General features: G+C 46.5%; 18 protein-coding genes and 1 tRNA gene. 8 read left to right on the forward strand and 11 right to left on the reverse strand.

Annotated elements, in window-relative coordinates:
* Positions 1–49 precede the first annotated feature (49 nt).
* Both IM295_RS00230 and IM295_RS00235 read left to right on the forward strand, forming a co-directional pair.
* Positions 50–125, forward strand: a tRNA-Thr gene (locus tag IM295_RS00230).
* An 87-nt stretch (positions 126–212) separates the two neighbouring features.
* Positions 213–2,153, forward strand: coding sequence for a site-specific integrase (locus tag IM295_RS00235; RefSeq protein ID WP_193066057.1), 1,941 nt, complete (start codon positions 213–215; stop codon positions 2,151–2,153).
* Between the two features lie 123 nt (positions 2,154–2,276).
* Here IM295_RS00235 and IM295_RS00240 read toward each other — a convergent pair whose 3' ends face one another.
* Entirely contained in the window at positions 2,277–2,609 is a 333-nt protein-coding gene (locus IM295_RS00240; RefSeq protein ID WP_193066058.1) for an NIPSNAP family protein, read from the reverse strand.
* A 259-nt stretch (positions 2,610–2,868) separates the two neighbouring features.
* A complete protein-coding gene (locus IM295_RS00245; protein WP_193066059.1) occupies positions 2,869–3,504 on the reverse strand; it encodes a hypothetical protein in 636 nt (211 codons plus the stop codon).
* A gap of 938 nt (positions 3,505–4,442) precedes the next feature.
* Between IM295_RS00245 and IM295_RS00250 the strand changes: the two genes are divergently transcribed.
* From IM295_RS00250 to IM295_RS00260, 3 genes are all read left to right on the forward strand, one after another.
* Positions 4,443–5,171 (forward strand): hypothetical protein, encoded by a 729-nt coding sequence (locus IM295_RS00250; RefSeq protein ID WP_193066060.1) that lies wholly within the window; start codon positions 4,443–4,445, stop codon positions 5,169–5,171.
* 178 nt (positions 5,172–5,349) lie between these two features.
* Positions 5,350–5,910, forward strand: a complete 561-nt coding sequence (locus IM295_RS00255; RefSeq protein ID WP_193066061.1) for a recombinase family protein — start codon at positions 5,350–5,352, stop codon at positions 5,908–5,910.
* A 123-nt stretch (positions 5,911–6,033) separates the two neighbouring features.
* Positions 6,034–7,173, forward strand: coding sequence for a hypothetical protein (locus IM295_RS00260; RefSeq protein WP_193066062.1), 1,140 nt, complete (start codon positions 6,034–6,036; stop codon positions 7,171–7,173).
* A gap of 211 nt (positions 7,174–7,384) precedes the next feature.
* Here IM295_RS00260 and IM295_RS00265 read toward each other — a convergent pair whose 3' ends face one another.
* On the reverse strand, positions 7,385–8,152 hold the full coding sequence (locus tag IM295_RS00265; protein WP_193066063.1) for a hypothetical protein: 768 nt from the start codon (positions 8,150–8,152) through the stop codon (positions 7,385–7,387).
* Positions 8,153–8,274: 122 nt separating this feature from the next.
* Here IM295_RS00265 and IM295_RS00270 point away from each other — a divergent pair, with 122 nt between their 5' ends.
* From IM295_RS00270 to IM295_RS00280, 3 genes are all read left to right on the forward strand, one after another.
* The gene (locus IM295_RS00270; protein ID WP_193066064.1) at positions 8,275–8,733 is read left to right on the forward strand and encodes a helix-turn-helix domain-containing protein; all 459 of its coding nucleotides are present in this window, start codon (positions 8,275–8,277) and stop codon (positions 8,731–8,733) included.
* A gap of 317 nt (positions 8,734–9,050) precedes the next feature.
* Entirely contained in the window at positions 9,051–9,908 is an 858-nt protein-coding gene (locus IM295_RS00275; RefSeq protein ID WP_116603510.1) for an HNH endonuclease, read from the forward strand.
* 795 nt (positions 9,909–10,703) lie between these two features.
* Entirely contained in the window at positions 10,704–11,018 is a 315-nt protein-coding gene (locus tag IM295_RS00280; RefSeq protein WP_015673660.1) for a hypothetical protein, read from the forward strand.
* Here IM295_RS00280 and IM295_RS00285 read toward each other — a convergent pair.
* From IM295_RS00285 to IM295_RS00320, 8 genes are all read right to left on the reverse strand, one after another.
* Positions 11,015–11,821, reverse strand: coding sequence for a DUF4225 domain-containing protein (locus IM295_RS00285; protein ID WP_193066065.1), 807 nt, complete (start codon positions 11,819–11,821; stop codon positions 11,015–11,017). The genes IM295_RS00280 and IM295_RS00285 overlap by 4 nt on opposite strands.
* A gap of 897 nt (positions 11,822–12,718) precedes the next feature.
* Positions 12,719–13,573, reverse strand: coding sequence for a GIY-YIG nuclease family protein (locus IM295_RS00290; RefSeq protein WP_193066066.1), 855 nt, complete (start codon positions 13,571–13,573; stop codon positions 12,719–12,721).
* Between the two features lie 137 nt (positions 13,574–13,710).
* Positions 13,711–14,457: a cyclopropane-fatty-acyl-phospholipid synthase family protein gene (locus tag IM295_RS00295; protein ID WP_193066101.1), complete on the reverse strand. Its 747-nt coding sequence runs from the start codon at positions 14,455–14,457 to the stop codon at positions 13,711–13,713.
* Positions 14,458–14,467: 10 nt separating this feature from the next.
* Positions 14,468–14,725, reverse strand: a complete 258-nt coding sequence (locus IM295_RS00300; RefSeq protein WP_028012097.1) for a YjhX family toxin — start codon at positions 14,723–14,725, stop codon at positions 14,468–14,470.
* Positions 14,726–14,964: 239 nt separating this feature from the next.
* Positions 14,965–16,902, reverse strand: coding sequence for a bifunctional diguanylate cyclase/phosphodiesterase (locus tag IM295_RS00305; protein WP_048959116.1), 1,938 nt, complete (start codon positions 16,900–16,902; stop codon positions 14,965–14,967).
* A 17-nt stretch (positions 16,903–16,919) separates the two neighbouring features.
* Positions 16,920–17,414: a molybdopterin-dependent oxidoreductase gene (locus IM295_RS00310; RefSeq protein ID WP_028012099.1), complete on the reverse strand. Its 495-nt coding sequence runs from the start codon at positions 17,412–17,414 to the stop codon at positions 16,920–16,922.
* Between the two features lie 346 nt (positions 17,415–17,760).
* Positions 17,761–18,003, reverse strand: a complete 243-nt coding sequence (locus tag IM295_RS23245; RefSeq protein ID WP_186434915.1) for a hypothetical protein — start codon at positions 18,001–18,003, stop codon at positions 17,761–17,763.
* An 18-nt stretch (positions 18,004–18,021) separates the two neighbouring features.
* Complete coding sequence (locus tag IM295_RS00320; protein ID WP_193066067.1) at positions 18,022–19,806, reverse strand: diguanylate cyclase; 1,785 nt, start codon at positions 19,804–19,806, stop codon at positions 18,022–18,024.
* Between the last annotated feature and the right edge of the window lie 19 nt (positions 19,807–19,825).

A 19,825-nucleotide genomic window follows, 5' to 3' on the forward strand; every position in this document is an offset into this window, starting at 1 on the left:
TAGATCTAACCTTTTGCCCCGTGGTTACACTCGTAACCGGCCTCTAAGGGCCGATATAGCTCAGTTGGTAGAGCAGCGCATTCGTAATGCGAAGGTCGTAGGTTCGACTCCTATTATCGGCACCAGTCACTTATATTTTATTGATTTAATTAACATTAAATTCATTCAGAGTGAAATCGCGTAGCCTCTACTACATAGAGGTCATACAGCCGATGGCTCAACGTGATAATCTGTATCGCCGTAGCAGCGGTATTTATGTTGTCCGTATTGCAGTTCCCGCCCGATACCGTCTCTACACGGGACAGCGTGAGATTCACGCTTCAACAGAAACAAACGACATCAGAAAAGCGCGAGCGATTGCCGCAGGTCTATTGGTTGTCTGGCAGCGATGTCTGGGTGAGTATCAAAAATTGGATAGAGAAAAGTTGTTAAGCAGTGCGCCTGGTTTGGCTGGAGAAGGAATGGTCAGCCTCGCTGAATTTTGCGGTTTAACGAGCGCTTCCCTGCAACAAGTGGCGCAGCGACTACTTGATACGAATATCCCGCTGTTTTGGCTTGCTGATGGGCGTCCTGCCTACTATGTAGAAGATCTTTCACTCGTTGATAAGGATGATCCTGAGGCTTCTGGATTTATCATCGATAGTGCCATTAACATCGGGATCAGAGGTTCTCTGAACGGTTATATCCAGCCTTTGGTTACTTCACGTATATTACGTCAGATTATCGCTGGCGAGCCGCTGGATGCAGAAACCGCATTTAAATCCTCAGAGGCTTCATCCAAAGCCGCATGGTTCGTTGACTTTCCCGGTGTCGAAATCTCGCCAGGTTCACTAATGATTCATCGTGTGCAAGCCGAGCGCTTACGATTATTTTGGCTGTCACATAGCACCGCAGTTTCTCCAATCATGCCTGAGAGACCAAAAGCAATTACCCCTGTATTATCGCCTTCATTAATACCGGATAATGAATATGTAAATCGTAAATACTACTCAGTGAAAATGAGCGAGCTATGTGAAAAATATATTCGCTACAAGCGCGGGGGGAAATTCACGGAAAAGGCAGAGAATCGAGTTCGGGAAGGTTTTAGCCTATTGGTTGAAGTCATGGGTGATCCAAAGCTTATAAAAGTAGATCGTGACTATCTCCGTGAGTATGAGAGCTTACTAAGGTCGATACCTGCACGGCGTGATTTGGCTAAAATCCGATATAAAATCAATGACATTCATGAGCTGGTGGTTAAAGCAAAAGAGAATGGCGACTCTCTAATGAGCGATAACACCGTTCGTAAATATATGCGTGTTATCTTCGAAGCTTTCAGGTGGGCTGATGGAGAAGGTATTTTTATTAAGTCCCCAGCGAATCAATTCTTCGCACCTGTAGAAAATGAAAAGATGGATCAGGACTTCAAAGCTGATTTCACTGATGAGGATTTGCGCGCTATTTTTAACTGCCCTTGGTTTAAACGTGGGACTGTGGATAGAAATAGCGAGGGACGCTTCCATCATTACCGTGCATTTCATTACTGGTTGCCACTCATCGGATTCTTTACCGGAGCAAGGATTAATGAGTTATGCCAACTTTATCTAGATGATATTAAGCAGGATGCGACCGGGTTTTATTTCTTTGAAATCAGCAACGATCGGGCCGATCAGTCACTGAAAACGATTAATTCACGAAGAAAAATACCGTTGCATCCGACATTGATAAAACTTGGATTAATCCGCTATTGCGAAGCATTGAAGAAAGCAGGTCATGCGCGTTTATTTCCAGAGCTTCCTTACCACCCTGTAAAAGGATATGGCGATAAAGCTTCGGACTGGTTTAATCGCTCGTTGCTCAAAAAACGGTTAGGCTTTGAAAAAGATAGCAAAAAATCTTTCCATTCATTCCGTCACACGTTTTCTACCAGGCTCAAACAAGCAGGAATCGACAGCGAGACGCGTGCGCAGTTTGTTGGACATATCCGCGGTTCTGGCGAGACGGAGAACCGATATAGCAAAGATCATCCACCAGCGGCCCTCTATGCTGTGCTTGAGAGCGTTACGTTAGGGCTACCAGAAGTTGCACCATTCGTTTGCGAAGATGGTGTCGATGCGGTAGCTGATGCGCTACGGATTAAGCAGAGCAATAAATCGCGGAAAGAACCGCAATAGCCTGACTTTTTCTCTTACTCTAACGCGCTCAGAATGGTTCTGGCGCGTTTTTTATTAAGGGTGGTGGATTTCATAGTGCTGAATTTGGAGACGCTCAAAACGCGTTTGGTGAGACTTGATGACCTATGATTGCACCCGCAGACCTTCCACGCTTTCCAGCGGTAGATTCATCACTGTTTTAATGCTGGTTTCTATGCTGCCAATGATGTCTTCACGTGGGCCGCTGCGCCAGTCATCGCTTGCGTAAAAAGTTTCAAGAATCGTAGCCATGCTTTCAGCACTGTCAAAGGCGCGAATCAGATAGTAGCAATCTGGGGCATGAAGCGAGTTACCAAACGACACGACATCGATCCCGTGGCGCTGGTGTAGGGGAACGCTGATTTCCTGCATGATGGCATGAAAAGTGGCGCCGCTGCCTTTGCGTAAGGTGTATTGCAGTATCTCGACGGTTCTCAAGCGTTATCTCCGTGTCGCCCTTGGGCGGCTCTTGGTTGATAGCAATAAAGTAAACTGGACTGGGCCATCAAGCTACCACTAATCAGACAGTCATCCGTAAGCAGAAGCCGCGATATGCGGTTCAAACGCGCTGTAAGGCTCTCTGGCGAGTTTTTAAAGAAGGTAGTCAAATCATGGTGCAGAATTCGCGGCGCTCTCATAGAGCAACTGGTGAAGCTGTTGTTTATCAGAAAGCCCAGAGTTGCAACCTTCGATAAGGCTACTTGTGATTCTTCATATAGTCCGAAAAGAATTGTTCAAGATCCTTATCGTTTCTGATGGATACGAGAACTTTTGCGACGGCCTTCATGGCATTGGTTGCATTACTGACGGCACCAGCATCTTCATTGTTAATGATGGCATTATTCGCAATCTTATTTATTGAACTAATGGCTTCTTCTTCGCTAATTTTTCCGGCAAGTATCGAATCAAATATTGGGTAAGCCTGAGTTGCATATTGGCTAAAGCGAACGTCATCAAAATTAGATGCCAGAGTTAATTTTACCTGCCGGATGTATACTTCTCGTGTGGTTGTTGCCAGCAAGTCTTGCGGAGTTTCACATGCAGCGGTGCTAGTGTTCCCTTGGATCATTCCCTTTTTAAAAAAACCAGCCACAATACCGTCTATCTCACCGTGCATAATCTGGCTGAAGCCTGTTACGGCAGAAGTGCCAGTGAATAGCGTTCTATAATTTTCAAGTTTATAGGACGCGCTAGCCGCCTCGCCTGTTTGGGTGGCGTTACATGCGTAGCGATAACCATCATCAAGTTTTTGGCTGATTTCTTCTGTATCGGCTGCGATAGTTGCGAGTGGGACGCTAAGCAAAATTAAAAAGCTAAATGATTTAATGTTCATGGGGAGTGCCGATTGGGTTTCACGTAGTTTAGAAGTGCTAATTATGCTTAAACAAAAGCAAGAGCGTTATGCGTAAGAGACTGTAAAGCGTTGTTAGTCGCCTCGTGGCACATTTTTTATCAAGGTAGTGGATATCATTGTGAAGTGGTTTATTCAACTATGCGGGGGAGGATTTTTCAACAACGTTTATAGTGCAAGTATAAGGATGACTTTGTCGCCACCGAAGTTTTTGAACGCAACGCCTTTGAGAGTCGCTTCCAAACCTAGGAGATCTACTTTTCGGCACGACAATTTTTTCGGTAGCTTTTGTCGAGTGAGTTGGGGGTTCTGGTGGGTTCTAAGCTGAAACCTCAAGACAACAAGAACTTGGTTCTTGAGTTGTATTTTCTTCTTAACTTCCTGTTTTGTTTTATATGTTTTATTAAACCTCTTTTCTGGGGAGCGAAACTAGCCCTAAGGGCCAATGCGATGTTTTGCAGTGAGGCACTTGGCTAATCAGGCTTCCAGAGTTGTAACCTCTTTTCTGGGTCCCTGCTTGGATCGGCGATGTGAGCTACTCTGCTTTAAAAAAGGCTCACGATGTAAGCCCTTTGCAAAACATGATAACTCGCTATTCTTATTGGCTGTGCAAGTCCAAGACTCAGCACCTTACACAACCTCACGCACCCTGGCATACGCCGCCTTTCGGAACCAGACCAGTGGGTAACGGTGCGCCCGCTTTAAACCCCGGCTCCGCTAGCAGCAGGGCCTTGTTGATACGCCATTCCGAGTAAGCGTCTGTATACCAAAACCTCGAAATGTTTTCTGATAGTAACATTTCGAATCTGTGACTGCAAAGCATCATTACCGGTTACTATAAGTAATGATCTAAGTTTAACTAGAAATGGTTGAAATCAGGGTTAAAATTCATTGGGATAAAGATTCTATTGGAGGAAAGGATGATTTCAGGTGCAGATGTTGTAGGAAAGATAGTCGTCTTTATATGCCAAAAAGTGGGAGGGAAGCTCGTTGGCGTTCCGTTTGACAAAAGGAAAAAGGCTTGTCGTTCCTTAACTAAATTGTATTTTTGTTTACAAGCCTTGGACGATGTGACTCAGGAGATACTGACTGAGATTAATGAATATGGTGATAATGAAAGTGCCTTTTCTATCATTAACTCATTTAACAATCACATGCAGGAAGTCGAACTTGCCACGAATATGTTTATTGACCTTAGTTATGAACTATATGAGGGGCTGAAAATAATAGATCCGAATTTGGCATGCTGCTGTAGTTCTCTGTATATGGGAAAAATGGATTTTTTACATTTCATGACGAATTGTATTAAGTGGGGGCACGAAGGCGGGCAGCGTAAAATTGTAGTGAAGCTTCCAAAAGGTTACCAGCAGTCGGTTGACATGGATAAAATGTATAATGATGTCGAGAGTGCTATAAAAAAAGGTGAGAAGTTTTATTGGCCTAGCTCTGAATTTGATGATTTCTCTCGTGATTACGATGATGTTTATATTGATTGGAGTGATAGAGATACTGCGGAATATGTTCTTGATGAGCTTAAAAAACAAAATGAATTATTGAAAAAAGCAAAGGAGATGCTGCGAGATATTTTGAAGGTTAGTTTTTCCATAGAGGAAGTGCTATTCCAGAATGATAGCCATCCTTATCGTTGATCATTTAAGATCATCAGAATACGTTACATTTTGTTGTTTTTTCATGCCAACAAACGACCGTTTTCTGGCATCTTTCGATCGCAGACTTTCACACTGTTGGAAAATTAGCCTTGGCTTTTCTGGCAGGCCATCCTAAGTTGACACCGTTTTCTGGCAGGGGCCGGATGAGGAGATAACTATGGCGATTTTTGGCTACGGGCGCGTTTCGACATCGCAGCAGGATACTGAGAACCAGCGTTTGGAACTTGAGCAAGCTGGATGGACTTTCGACTTTTGGTTTACTGATGTTGTTAGCGGGAAGGTTCCTGCGCTGCAACGCAAAGCGTTTTCCGAAATGCTCAGCAAAATCCGCGATGGTGAAACGCTGGTTGTTGCCAAACTCGACCGACTGGGACGCGATGCGATTGATGTTCTCCAGACTGTCAGGGCGATGGCCGAGCGTAATATCAAGGTTATTGTCCACCAGCTTGGCAAGACTGATCTCACCTCCGCAGCGGGTAAGCTTCTGTTGTCGATGCTAGCAGCGGTTGCGGAGATGGAACGTGACCTCTTGGTTGAGCGGACCCAGGCGGGTTTGTCGCGGGCAAAAGCCGAAGGAAAGAAGCTGGGAAGACCGTCGAAAATCGCCCCTGAAGCCCGTGACGCGATTGTTGAGAAAAAGAATAGCGGAACTAGTGTCAGTGCGTTAGCACGAGAATATGGCGTTTCTAGAGCTACTATAGCTACGTTGCTGGAGTAAATGTCATTTCAAGTAGTGTTGACTTGCACTGCTTTATTTTTATCTGATGTCAATCGCTGCCTTTAACTATCTGGTGACTGCATTTATTATTTGCACATCAACGAATTGCTTGGAATTTAAAACATGTCAAAACAGTCCTTCACAGCAGCTCAACGAGAAGCTATTTGGCTCGCACATTCAAAAAAATGTGCATACACGCGTGAACTGTTGGATATCAGTAATTTTCATATCGATCACATTATCCCTGAGACGCTCAATTCTAATCCAGAATTACAATCTGATACCCTAAGGAAACTCAACTTATCACAGGATTTCGACCTCTTGGGATGGGAAAACCTGCTTCCATGTCGTCCCGGTGCTAACCTCCAAGAATCAGCAGAAGTGTTTGATCTAGCTCATACCCACTTTTTTATAGGGGTGGCTACATCAAAAAAAGCAGATATTGTTGAGAATTTGAAAATAATTGAGCATAGAAAAATTCGAGGGCGCGCGCTAATTCTCTTGCAACAGTGCCTTGAGCGTGGAGAGCTTACGGCCGTGGAAATCGCTCAAGTATTGGAGCAATACAGAGAAGAGCCAGAGGCCATTTTTGAACTTCTTCAAGGAATGCAATTTACGGATGAAGATGAAATCACTGTTGTTTCCAGAGCGGATATAGAAACATTACGCGATCGGTCCGTTCGATTAGGTGAAAATAATCATATAAACGGTGTAACCCTCACTAATGACGACGATGTCGAGCGTTTTGTTAGCACTTGTAGGGAATACGATGAGGCACTATCGCAAGGATTTTATGCAAAAACTACTTTCGACATGAAGATGGCTTCGTGGTTTGAGCATCAATGTGAGCTTCTTAGCGCGCTTGAAGCAGCTGATAGTCCTGGAAAAAGTTTTGTTGCAAATCCAAGAGTTAGCGTTATTGACCTTTCATTGATGCCATTTTATCTCTTCCCTAATCTTGGTGATGTCGATGACTCAATCGAATCCAATATAAGCTATCAAGATAAGGTTGATGATGGGACTCTAACTATAAAGAGAGTATCTCAAAATCTGCTTTGTATAGAATCGAGTAGTATGGGGCAGCAACTCATTGAGGTAACCCGTGCAGACTTTAATAGTGATGGTATCGAGGACATTCTATTATTTGAATATTGCTATGCGACGGAAGGAACTCTTGGTTTTGGGGGCGTGAAAATGATTACGCGCTTTAGTTCAACTGGGATGTTTGAACTAATTTCCACACCGAAGCCTTGTGATTGTTGATTTTGAATTATTTGGCAGTAGAAGTTTTTGTCTATGCCCTTCGATTAAATTTTAATTCGGTAGCTCAGGTTCGATTGGTAATAATTTTGAATCTAGATATTTGAATTACTTCCAGTATTGCTGCTACGTCGATGCTAATTTTTTTGAATGTTGAAGACTGAAATTAACCGCATTTACGCACAGAATACTGGAAGCTAAAATATCAAAGTTATTAAATGTGGTTTTTATATATATTTTTCAGGCAGTTAGTATAAATAAATGCTGCTGAAACCTGAGCATCTTGTTTCGGGTGTTCATATACGTAGTCAACGAAAGTCTTATAGAGTATAATCATCTGAGGAGTGACTTCGGACTTGCCATTCATATTATCGAGACGCTGATAATAGTCTGCTTTGGTCATTCCTCCGTTTCGGCCTTCGGTTACGTTTGCAGTAAATTGAGCCATACCCATGCATATTTGATCTTTATGGTTATTTGTTTTATCCGGGTGGATAGCACCTTCTAACACTTTATCACCGCTGATGGCATGTTGTGCCCACATTGAGTTGTTGGCGACAAACTTTTTTGAGCCGGTGGCAATACCGTATTCGATGCGAATGCCATTATCGTGATAGCTACCGTCAGCATCTTTAGTCGCTAGCTTTAGAGATATACGGCAACCGGGGAGCGTTTTGTGTTCTTGCACCGAGATAATAACGGTGTCCGTATCGCAATCAGCAAAGCTGTATTCGGGGTTAACGTAGGTATTCGTTTTAAGTAGTAACCCGGTTAAGCCGTTTTTATAGCCTTTTGCCGGTAGGGTTTTAAAGGCGTTACGGTCACCATTCTTAATCGCTTCCCGAAAGTGATCCATCCCAATACGGGTTGCCAGTTGATCGATGCTTTCTGCTGCATAAGATGCAAATGACGCAGCGATTAACATAATGGTCAGCGCAGACTTGGCTGAAAAGCCGGGCTTACTAAGCCGTATTTTTGACATGTTGTTATCCCTCAGAATCCACCCCAGCGGTGATTTTAACCGCATGATAACGCATTAATTCAAAATGTCACTATTAGTGCGTGGCTCTTTAGTGGACATCTGCGCAAATTCAGGGCATGAAAATGACCCTGAGAAAACTGTTTGGACAACGGGTAAAAGAGTTGCGCATTGCCACCGGAATGAGCCAGGAAGCCTTTGCCGATCGGTGTGGGTTTGCTCGTAGCTATATGAGCCGCATTGAACGTGGCGGTTCTAATGCGTCTTTGGATGCGATTGAGGTGCTGGCTAATGCTCTCAGTGTTGAGCCGTGGCAGTTGTTAGTGTCTGACTCATCTGAAGATAACGATCCGGAACTGTTGGTTCCATACGCAGCCGATGGTTCCTGTTTTCACCCCGGTTTGGCGAGCACCCGTGATGGTTCGTTTGGCGTAGGTGATAAAGCGGCTCAGAAGCGTTTTGGCACCTTTTCCGAAGCACTTGAGTATCTACGTAGCATGGAGACCGCAAAGTGGCGTAGGCCTAATGCCAGTGGCAATTGGGGCATTGTGTCAGCGGTGCGATGGGACAAACTGAGAAGGTAGAGCAAGTATAAGTTTAAGAATTCTGATGCTGTATGGATGATCAGTGTTTATTGGGTGCTAATATTTTACCGTTTCATCAGCCTTTTGTTTCTATAAGAGTGAATGAAACACCAAAATTCAGGTGCATTACGTAGGCGTTACGGTGGCGTTTTTTTCAAGGCTAAGTCAAAGCAAGTGTAATAAAAGTCATATATAACATAAACTTGATGGGGTGGCTTTGAAAGTGACTGATATCCATTTGTCCTTTCGGAATTTGAACGCAGTTGCATTTCCAGTTTGAGTGAGTAACGGCAGTATTTAACCTTAGGAAAAAACCATTGAACGAATCCGCTCCACTCTTAAAACCGCGCCACACACTACAAGTTGTGCGTATTCCTTCTTCAGAAGTTCAGAATTTGGGTTTTACTTCATTTTATAGCTGGCTCAATAGTTTAGGGTATGACACGACCAATCATAGTAATCAGCGAGCTGATTGGGCGAGAGATGGTGGCTGGCACTTGAAGGCATGTAAGAATAAGGTCAGTAACCAAGAAGATTTCTGGTTAATTTCATTTGATGGAAAAGGCGGTGTTTTACTTTCTGAAAAGTCCCAACAAGACTACCGAAGTGCTTATCGTCGCTTGATTAAAGAGGGCTATCAGCCCGCACGAATCGAAGCAATGACGAGAGGAGAGCTTTACTCGACTTACAACGAGGTTAGAGGATCAGCAGGAAGCCACCCTCACTTAAAACCGAGTCAGGTTGATCAAGCTGATTTCGAGCTACATCCCGATCAGATACGGGATATGGTGAATAGCTCAATGAGTAAGACCTATAACACATATAGTCGCTTCGGCCAGGCTCGCTTCCGTAATGCAGTATTGCTGAATTCCTTGAATGTGTGTGCTGTAACTGGTGTTGAGTATCGTGCCGCCTTGGATGCTGCGCATATACACCCGCATAGTAATGGTGGTGCGATGAAGGTAGCTAATGGGATTGCTCTTCGAAAAGACCTTCATGCTGTTTTTGATCGCGGTGATATGGCAGTCAACCCGGAAACCCTCACGATTCATTTTAGTAAGCGAGCAATTGATAGCTACCTCGATTTTGAAGGACACGTAATTCAAACAGTGCTGTCACTTGATAAAATTGCTTTGGTCGCTCGCTGGGAAGAGTTCTGTTCTCGCGTAAAGTAAAATCTAAATGTCATCAGGAGAGAGCTGTAAAAGAGTTTAAGGTCTTTGGAGTAAGACTACTTCATCATGTAGCACCTACTACAAATGCGTCCTACAATCTAACCTCACAAACTCATGTGGTTACGCGAGTTTCGGTAATGCGAAGGTCGTAGGTTCGACTCCTATTATCGGCACTCACACAACAAAATCCTATAAAAACAATGAGTTAAGGCGATTATCGCTCTCAAGGTATAATCTTTTTTTAAGGGATTCTATGACCAACAGTTGCCGCTATGGTTAACAGTGGCTACTCAGGGATGTGAGCACGTAGCGGCCTGTAGTTGTAAAGCTCGAACAGGTACAAAGCGTGAACAGTCCCCACGAACCGCTATCAACTCGAAGCTGATGACGCTGCCAATGTCTCTAAAACCTCCCGAAACAGATTGATCACACGCATTCAAGCCCGATATGCGGCCTTGTGGCTGCGTAAACAGGTGAATAGTGGTAATGCTCCGGTAGCTACAGATCCGGCTCTGCCAGCGCTTCGCTCACGCTCCGAAAGGTACATGAGCACCCTGATAAGGTGTGATCCCTCTGACAATCTGATTTGGTCACTGGTGACTTTCGCAAAGCGAAACCAACTAGGTTGGCCAGATGAAGTCGCTACGCTCCGCTTGTCTTCTTATCACTAACGGGGCTTTATGGCTTCTATTGTCTGAAATCTGATACATTGCGCAAACATCATATGGATTACTGTAAAGTTCATCATTATGATTATGTGTGCCATTGCCAGTTAAGAAATGCGGAGAGGACAATATGGATGTTACTGATGAGGCTTTGTTGAGTTCTGGCTTTACACCATCGGATTTGAAGAAAATAAAGAACAACGTTGAAAGCTATGGTGGAACGTTGGGGAATGCAATCAGGGACCTGGCCAGGCGATTTATTCTAGCCGTGTGGGTTGTATCCGGTTGCCTTGCTGTATTCATTTTTCTTGTGATGTTCGCATCTGAGCAGAGTGTTTTCTCTGGTGCTATTGGCCTTTCTTGTGGCGCAGCGGTTGCAATTTTTATACAACCGCCTGTACTTGCTTATAAATCTTGGCGATTCTGTAGAGCGAACAAATCTTAATTAGTACTGTTATCAGTAGCCAGAAGATCAAAAATGACTTTCGCTTTGACACCATATCCAGCGATTTTCATCGTTAGCTTAGGCTTGCTCATTGTGTCAACTTTTCGGTAGTAATCACGCGGCAGCCAACGGAATAATCGCCAAGCTCCGGGTTTCCTTGCTAAGCCGAAGATACTATAGACACTCGCCCCTAGAGTCACCGTATTATAAAGAGCTAATCCACTTTTTGGGCTAAACCCCATAAATTGTGCGGTCTCCATTGCGCCATCAGCAAAAATCCCTTCCGATTTGGATTGTTCACCATAGCGAAGATGGCTTGCTTCTTTTGTTATACCGTTAATACCATCAACAAATAAAACTGCTCCTGCAAGAACTCCAACAGGGGTCATAGTGGACATCATAACCATCCCACCAAATAATGCTGCTCCAGATACCACTATATGGATTGCCGAAATAACGTATCCGACGATTTTATTGTTTTCCCTGACAAACTCGACCTTTGCATAAAGTTGGGCGGCTCTGGTTCTTAACAGGCGTTCTTGTTCTTGCAGATTATCTGTTTCGGCACGCAGATTTTTGATGCATGCAATGCATTCTTCATCGGTTTTGGCCCGTCGTGCAGTTACAAATTCTTTCTCTACGACCTGCCTTATCTCTTCGACAAACTTGATACGTGTTATCCCATCTTGCAAATAGAATGCTGATAGCCGATTTGCAGTTTCGACGAGTTTCCGGGCTTCCAGATTTACCATGGTATCTGACCATGTTCTGTTCCAGCCCCTGTTGAGCAGCGCAATATCCATTAAAGACTCCTTCCCAAAATGTGTCTGGTCATTTTACGTGCAATAAAGTCGAAGATAACAGGAAATACTTTCACAACCCGCCACTGTGGGTGTCCCGTTCCTTTATCCTTCCAGTTTACATTCTCCTGTTCAAAATATCCCCGGCTCTGTTGGTGATCTGCTAGACCATCAGCCCAGGCTCTCGGTGAAAAGCACTTTTCTTCGCCAAATATCGCTACGTGATGCCTTCAGCGACACGCCTCACTGCAACAAGGAGTGCAGTTACTCAATGCTGCTTTGGGCTGACGCAAGGGAGATAACTTGATGTTTTGAAGTGCATCTGTTCACTAATTGCACAGCAATTTAACATATTGTATCTTATAAGTACTTGGCTTTTTTGGTCAGGTATTGCTTTTCGGCGCGTTGGCGTGAAGCGGGGTATACAACAGCGATTTGATCAACAGAAGGATAGCATTCGGGAGGATTTGAGGTGAGTTTACTTGTTCAAGGATTTTGGATGAGTTTGTCTGGTCACCCCACAACTTCAGGTTTCAGGCCTTTGATCCTGCCAGAGCATTAAACGCCATTAAAGCATATTTTTCTATTCACCAGCAGATGCAAAGCCACCACGGCGACGTTACCACAACGGGTAGAAGATCTACCCTCACCTGGCGAAATTCTCCCGTCCTGGCGGTCATAGATGCGTATCTTTTTCCACACCAGCGCATGCAGTCCCATCAATCCCTTCTACGCTTCACCAGAAGCCCTCAGCGGCGATTTCTAGCACCAGATATAACTGGCGTACCTATAATCCATGACTTCCCACAGCGCGATACAGGATTCACCAGAGGGCATCTGTCTTGATGACAGTATGTCGTCTTGCCCTTGAATAGCATTAAGTGTCGCCGCATAAGCAACTTAATCCTCGTCATCACTCTGTAATACCCTACGCAGGATTCGGCTCGATTCCAGTATCGGCAGATCTTCCATTAATAACGCCGATCGCGATGGCAATTTATTAAACAAGCGCTCTGTTTGCGAGGCGAGATAGGCCACCAGAGGATGTGCGTCAGGGTCGCCTGAAATCAACTCCACGTTGTATTGCGTGACCGTGCCTTCACCAAAGACCCCCGAGCAGTAGTTGGTCCCGCCCAAGTATCTGAAGTCTTCAATAAAAAAGCTGAACATGCGCATTATTTTGTGAGCATCGCGTTGGTCAGTACGGTTGTCTGCTATCCGAAACAGTATGGTATTACCTTCAATGTCATATTGATAACGAAGGCGGTGCTGCTTAAATAGCAAGATAAGCAGTAAACGATTTATCCTGCTGAACTGTTCCGTCACCCTGACAACGTTGTTAATCATAGTATCTGACCGCTTTTTCATTTTCGCGTGGCGATGCGCCGCGCTTTTGCCGGGCCGAAGCTGTGGCTTTTCGATTCCCTGAAGGAGCTGAGCATCAATGACCCCATGCTCAATGACGTAATGAATATGCTTAATGGCGGGCTCCAGCGCCTCAATGGAAAACAGCTCGGTATAGCCGTCGCCGGCATCAATGCCCGTTTGATATTTGGCCAAAAGAAAATGCAGCATTTTTTCCAGCTTAAAGACCTCGGACTGCGGTAACGCAATGCGGTAAGAATGGGCATAATCCACATCGCCCCAGACCCGTTTTAGCCACTGAATGCGGTTATAGATATTATTGGCTTTACCCACTTTCATCATCTTTTTGGCCGGGAAAAGCAATAAATAGAGAAAAGAAGGGGTGTCCATAAAGCGCCTGTGAATGCGGTAACGGAAAAAGCAATGATAAAAGTTTTTTCATGCCAGGCGTAGCGCAGCGTTCACAATGCTGAGCGCTTCATGCTTAAGGCCGGTATAGCCCCAAAAGGCTATACCGGCACTCCCTACTATCGTGCAATTAACGCAAACACGCCCCAGCCAATATATTCCCTTGTGTAAGCCACATGGCGCTTAGGCGCTACCGTCAGCTCCGTGCGCACCTCCTGTGCAAAATCATCGTCGGGGTTTTGATCCAGCCAGCGGCGCAGGGTCATCCATTTCGCGGCTTCGTATCTGTCCCAGCCTTCCTGATCTGCCAGCACCATTTCAACCAGGTCATAGCCCTGGCGATCGAAAGACGCGACAAGGTCGGGCAGGGTGAGAAAGTCTGCGGTGGACGAGACGCCGCAAGCCCGAGCTATCTCCTCCGTTGCGGGAACCTGTCGCCAGTAAGGTTCACCGATGAGCATGATTCCCCCGGGCTTAAGGCTTTGTGCCAGCAGGTCCATTGTCCCGGCGACGCCGCCAGCAATCCATGTGGCGCCAACACAGGCCGCCACGTCGCATTGTTCATCAGCCACGTAGCCAGCCGCGTCGTTATGCACAAAATGGACGCGTTCGCTGACGCCGAGCGCCTCTGCGCGCCGCGTTGCCTGCGCGGTAAAGAGCGGGCTCATGTCGATGCCAATACCGGAAATCCCGTGATCGCGTGCCCAGGTGCAAAGCATCTCTCCCGAACCGCTGCCGAGATCGAGCAGGCGCGCGCCTGGCTTCATGCGTAACACGCGCCCGAGCGTGGCGTACTTTTCTGGCGTGAAGGGGTTATGAATGCGGTGTTCGCTTTCGCTAACAGTAAATATGCGTGGGATATCCATCATCCTCTCCTTAACGATTATCAGGCTGGGCACGGACGTTGTTCAGCCCGGTAGTATTGATACGGTAGGGCTGACCGTTAACGGATTTAATCAGCTTTTTGGTTTTGAGCTTTTTGAAGACGGCGAGCGTGCAGTCGCTGAGCAATAGCCCTTCGCGGCTGTAACATTCAACGGCGGTGACGCGGCCGGACGTATCGCGGACGTGCACAATACGGCCACCTTTGGCGAGAACGTGTAAGGTACGCTGTTCCTGACGGGATAAATTCATACTGGAAAACCTGTTTAATCATCATGTGCAAAACGTGCAAACACACAGCGGTGTCCGCATTCGATTTCGGCGCATTGATAATCAGTCCGGCCTGAAAAGGTCGGGGAGCTGATTATCGGATGATTACATTCTCCAGCATCAAAGCCTCGGATTGAGTTGAAAGGTATTTACGGGGTGAATGATAACACCTGGTCATTGTATGTGTATACCCAAGGCTGAAAAGTGTGATCCCGGTAAGATCACACTGTACCGTTTTTTATATTTTTATCGATTTCAGCCTGTGGCTTTCCGAACAGATAGCCCTGCACGAGATCGCAGCCCAGCGCCTGAAGCCGTTCAAGCTGCGCTTCGGTTTCCACACCTTCTGCAATGACCCGCATATTCAGGCTCTTCGCCATGCCGGTTATCAGTTTAACGATATTAAGCGCGTCGTCTTGGGTGGATATCGGATTCACAAAGGATTTATCAATTTTAATTTTATCAAAATTGAGTTCACTCAGCCTCGAGAGCGAGGAATAACCCGTTCCGAAATCATCAATGGAGATTTTTACCCCCAGCGATCTGAGCTTTTTGAGAATAGTGAGCGGCGTGTTGCTGTCACTAAAGAGCGATGACTCCGTAACTTCCAGCTCAAGGCGGCTGGCCGGCAGACCTGTCTCTTTCAGGATGGACTGAACCATTGCAGTAAATGATTTAGTCCCCAGTTGAACAGGTGAAACGTTTACCGAGATTCTGGCCGGAACCGCCCAGGAAACCGCCTCCCGGCAGGCAAGTTCAAGCACATTTTTGCCAATCTCATTGATCATTCCTGTTTTTTCAGCAACAGAAATAAAGTAATCAGGCGACAAAATCCCCTTTACCGGGTGTATCCAGCGAATAAGCGCTTCATAGCCGTAAATTTCATTGCTGAATGAATCGACAATAGGCTGGTAATAAACAACGAATTCATGGTTGCTGATCGCGAGAGCCATATCATGCTCAAGGGTTCTGCTTTCCTGCAGCTTCTGCAGCATCCATTGACGGAAGACTTTTATCTGCTGTGAGCCCTCTTTTTTGGCTTCGTAGAGGGCCAGATCGGCAAATTTATAGAGATAATCCGAGCGCCGCTCATTATCAGATAAAACGATACCTACACAGGTGGCAATTTTTATCAGCTGGTTATTGATCGTATAGGGCAGACTGATGTGAGCGCTGATCTCTTTGGCGCGCAAAACCGCTGCGTTCTCGGTCAGGCCGCTGGAGAGAAGTGCAAATTCGTCACCGCCCAGGCGGTAAAACGTATCCGTCGCGTTACTCATTGAGGTAAGCCGTCGGGATACCTGATTCAACAGTAAATCGCCGGCGTCATGGCCATAGGTATCGTTGACCTCTTTGAACCGGTCTAAATCAAATAACATCACCGTGACAGGGGTATGGTTTTTATCTGCCTGAAGGGTAATTTTATTGAGATCGTCCCAGAAGAATAGACGGTTTTTCATGCCGGTAAGGGAGTCATGATACACATCATATTCCAGCTTCGAATTCTGTATTTGCAGCGTTTCTTTTGACCGCTGTAGTTCGTCAGCGAGGGTTTTAACCTGCATGTGGGCTTTAAGAATATTTTTATTCTGATAGATCATTAAGAATCCCAGAATAAAGCTTAATATCACCAGAAGTAACGAAAGTACGGAGTAAATATAATATAGGATCTGTATTTTATGGTTAGATTCATTAATTGTGTTAATATCTTTGGTTAATGCGCTTGAAGACAGTTGACTGAGCGGCGCGTCGAGCAGGTGCATATTTGCCAGGTACTTTTTTAATTCTTCATGGCTCATTTTTTCCAGGTTACTGTCCAGATACGCCAGTATTTCTTTCAGGCGTGCAGCGATCTCTTGATGCGTTTTATCGCTCTCAATATAGCGGCCTAAGTCTCCCCCGTTCAGTAACTCGCCCTGGCTGAGCATAATTTCGAGACGCATGCGGGCCTGGTCTATCGTAACGTCATCGGTATCGGTTGCGTATAGACCAAGCCATGATTCAAATCGGTAATACTCTGATACCAGTTGAGCCACGGACCAGGACTCAGTGTAATGAGTCAGTTTTTGCAGCTCTTGCTGACGATCGTAAACAAGAAATGCAATATATCCCGTCGTGATAAAAAGAGAAAAAATGATACCAACCAGTATCCTGTTCATTATGTTCTCCTGAACTGCTATTCAATCTTCATTTTGCTAACCTGCCATGCTGAACGCGAGTAATAAATTTGATTATTCAACTCAGGAAGACTGTCATAAGGGTATACAATGAATGATGGGCCTTTATCGCGGATACGCATATATTCGCCATTAATCTTTAAGGCAAGAATAGCGTTATATTTCTTAAAATCGCTGAGAGGAATAGCGGTTGCGTAATCATTAAGGGCAATAACATTAACGACAGAACCCTTTGCTCCAACATAATCCATGAGTTTGTTCATTGGAACACCCTCAAACTTCGTCCTGCCCGTATACCAGGGAGATGTCGTCTCGAAACTCACCATCCCGAGTTTTTCAAGGCTTGCGAGATCAAACACTGCTTTTCCATCTTCGTTAGTATTTTCTATATTCCCGTAAATCGTCAAAATGGGTTTTCCGGCGGGTTTCGGCAGTTCACCCGCCCAGGCTAAACTCTGAACCAGACAGCATACCAGCATTAGGATTAATCGCATTATGGCCTCCACTTTTGCACAGAAGTATATGAATTATAATTTAGTTATCACAGTAGTTTATGTATTTTATTGCGTCGCTATTACTTCTGTACGCGAATGAGGGATAATTTCAATGTAATCAAGTGGTTATGAGGTTGCTGAAGAGTGATTTCAATCACATACAACACCTCTTTTTTTTGAGGCACGCTACGCTTACTTGAATAAACTCTCTTACGTTTAAAAAACGATCGCTTTAATTGAGCGTTATTTCCTCACCTCAAAGAATGTACCTGTGATGGACAGGTAAAAAAAACGCCACCCGATGGGCGGCGTTGTCATATTTAGCGATTGTTCAGCATATGCACCGTTACTTTTTTGCGCCCGGTGAAGCGCTGAGCGGTAAACGCCATAGCTCGTAGCGTTCATGACCGGGTTTGACCGCGCCAGCAAAGTGGTCATTGAGGCTGCTTGAGGTGAAGATCAGGTCACCGTCCGGACGAATAGCCGGCCTTTCTCGCTGATTTATGCACCTCACCGGCGTCAGTCGGCTGTCACCCGGGCCATGATCGATCTTCTGACCATGGAACAATGACGCGGGTGTCTCCGTCATGAAAAAAGCGTCTTATTCTTAACCCGCCTCCAGCATCCCAAAACTCACAATTCGCGAGCGTCCCAGCTCTTTCGCCCGGTACAGTGCCACGTCCGCGGCGCGCAGCAGGTTGTCACTTTGAGCATGCTCTGGATAGCTGGCGATACCAATCGACACATCCACCGGCCCAATCTCGGTCAGCCCGTAGCGAAGCGATAGCGCATGCACGCCGTTGTAAATCTTCTGCGCGCAGGCGTGCGCTTCTGCTTCACCGGCCCCGGGAAGCAGAACCAGAAACTCCTCGCCCCCGTAGCGGAATGCCAGCCCGCCGTCGTGCGCGGCCCGCTGAACAATCGTCGCCACGTTTTTGATTACCTGATCGCCAGCCTCGTGACCAAAGCGGTCGTTAATGCTTTTAAAGTGATCGATGTCGATCATCATGCAGCTTAACGGCTCGCCGTTGCGCATGGCCTGCGTCATTTGCGTGTGCAGGGTGTCTTCCAGATGATGACGATTACGCAGGCCGGTAAGCGGGTCAAACAAGGCTTTTTCCAGCAGCGCGTCGCGCAGGCGCTGATTCGCCAGCGCCAGTCCGAGCGCCTCGGCCATCAGTTCCAGATACGCGCGTGCAGGAGCATTTTCCGGGGTGATGTTCTGGAACGAGAGCAACCCAATGGCCTCGCCCTGGGCGATAAGCGGTACGCACAGCGCGCTTTCCACCTGTGATGCCGGGAGATGATAGCAGGCGACATCCGGTTCACCGTTAACCGGCGGGTGGCTCTGACCGCGACGCACGGCCCAGCACGCATCGGGGTGGAACGTGGCCTCATCATCTGCCGGTGAAAGCCACTGGGCGACGCAGCGCATTTGCCACGGATCGCGGTCAAAAACGTAGAGCCGGCCCGCTATCCCCGGCGCGATATTGGGCGCAAACAGCTCCGCCACGTTGATTACATCGTCAAAGTTTTCACACCCCTGCAGCCGCTGGGTCATGCGCGCCAGCAGCTCGCGGATGGCCCAGTCGGCGTCGCGCTCTTTTTCCAGACGCTGTCGCGCAAGGCCGTTTTCACGAAAGATGCGGATGGCCTGGGCCATATCGCCAATCTCATCAATCTGGTTAAAGTTGGGCGTTTCAACGGCGAAGTCCTGAGAGGCCAGACGGTGAACCACGTCGCTCAGGCGTACCACCGGGCGCAGCACGCGGCGTTTTAATATAAAGCCGAGCACAAACAAGAACAGCAGGGCGGTCAGGCCAACCATCACTTCAGAAGCCGTGCGCAGCGCTTTCGATTTTTTCGTCGCCTCCCGCACGGAGGCAATGACACGTTTGTCGAGTATCTGGCGAAAGCGATCGATTTGGGTTTGTGCGCGCTCAAGCTCCTGCTCGTAGGGCATGCCATAGAGCAGGGCAACGGCCTGCGCATCTTCACCCCGGGCCGCGCTCGTCAGTGCCGCCTGCTGCTCATCCTGCAGTGCATCAATGATTTTTAAACCATCATGCAGCAGGGCCAGCTCGTCATCTGAAGCGCCGGTGTCCTGCAGTTTCTCCAGCTTCAGCTCGATGCTCTTCAGTTTTTTCTCTGACGCATTGTACTCATCGAGGATTTGCGGATTTTTTTTGATGACATACAGGCGCGCTAAATCGGACTGTTTCCAGGCGTCGGTTTCAATATTTTCTGTAAGCTCATCAAAATTTTGACGTAGTTCAATGGCCTGACGTTCGGCGGTGTCAGCACCGGAGGCCATCAGCATGATAATGCCGGAGGCGATAGTCAGGCAGACCGTGGCACCGTAGGCCCAGTTGGTTATTGTCGCGATTCGCACCTGGAGATCCTTTTACCGC

This window comes from Enterobacter cloacae complex sp. P14RS (assembly GCF_014895895.1).
In the GTDB taxonomy this organism is placed as follows: Bacteria; Pseudomonadota; Gammaproteobacteria; order Enterobacterales; family Enterobacteriaceae; genus Enterobacter; species Enterobacter bugandensis.

Excerpts from the sequence above, each read along its gene's own strand:
- IM295_RS00235 (WP_193066057.1), top strand. The coding sequence starts at position 213 with ATGGCTCAACGTGATAATCTGTATCGCCGTAGCAGCGGTATTTATGTT.
- IM295_RS00245 (WP_193066059.1), bottom strand. The coding sequence starts at position 3,504 with ATGAACATTAAATCATTTAGCTTTTTAATTTTGCTTAGCGTCCCACTC.
- IM295_RS00250 (WP_193066060.1), top strand. The coding sequence starts at position 4,443 with ATGATTTCAGGTGCAGATGTTGTAGGAAAGATAGTCGTCTTTATATGC.
- IM295_RS00255 (WP_193066061.1), top strand. The coding sequence starts at position 5,350 with ATGGCGATTTTTGGCTACGGGCGCGTTTCGACATCGCAGCAGGATACT.
- IM295_RS00260 (WP_193066062.1), top strand. The coding sequence starts at position 6,034 with ATGTCAAAACAGTCCTTCACAGCAGCTCAACGAGAAGCTATTTGGCTC.
- IM295_RS00265 (WP_193066063.1), bottom strand. The coding sequence starts at position 8,152 with ATGTCAAAAATACGGCTTAGTAAGCCCGGCTTTTCAGCCAAGTCTGCG.
- IM295_RS00270 (WP_193066064.1), top strand. The coding sequence starts at position 8,275 with ATGACCCTGAGAAAACTGTTTGGACAACGGGTAAAAGAGTTGCGCATT.
- IM295_RS00280 (WP_015673660.1), top strand. The coding sequence starts at position 10,704 with ATGGATGTTACTGATGAGGCTTTGTTGAGTTCTGGCTTTACACCATCG.
- IM295_RS00285 (WP_193066065.1), bottom strand. The coding sequence starts at position 11,821 with ATGGATATTGCGCTGCTCAACAGGGGCTGGAACAGAACATGGTCAGAT.
- IM295_RS00290 (WP_193066066.1), bottom strand. The coding sequence starts at position 13,573 with ATGGACACCCCTTCTTTTCTCTATTTATTGCTTTTCCCGGCCAAAAAG.
- IM295_RS00295 (WP_193066101.1), bottom strand. The coding sequence starts at position 14,457 with ATGGATATCCCACGCATATTTACTGTTAGCGAAAGCGAACACCGCATT.
- IM295_RS00300 (WP_028012097.1), bottom strand. The coding sequence starts at position 14,725 with ATGAATTTATCCCGTCAGGAACAGCGTACCTTACACGTTCTCGCCAAA.
- IM295_RS00305 (WP_048959116.1), bottom strand. The coding sequence starts at position 16,902 with ATGAACAGGATACTGGTTGGTATCATTTTTTCTCTTTTTATCACGACG.
- IM295_RS00310 (WP_028012099.1), bottom strand. The coding sequence starts at position 17,414 with ATGCGATTAATCCTAATGCTGGTATGCTGTCTGGTTCAGAGTTTAGCC.
- IM295_RS23245 (WP_186434915.1), bottom strand. The coding sequence starts at position 18,003 with ATGACGGAGACACCCGCGTCATTGTTCCATGGTCAGAAGATCGATCAT.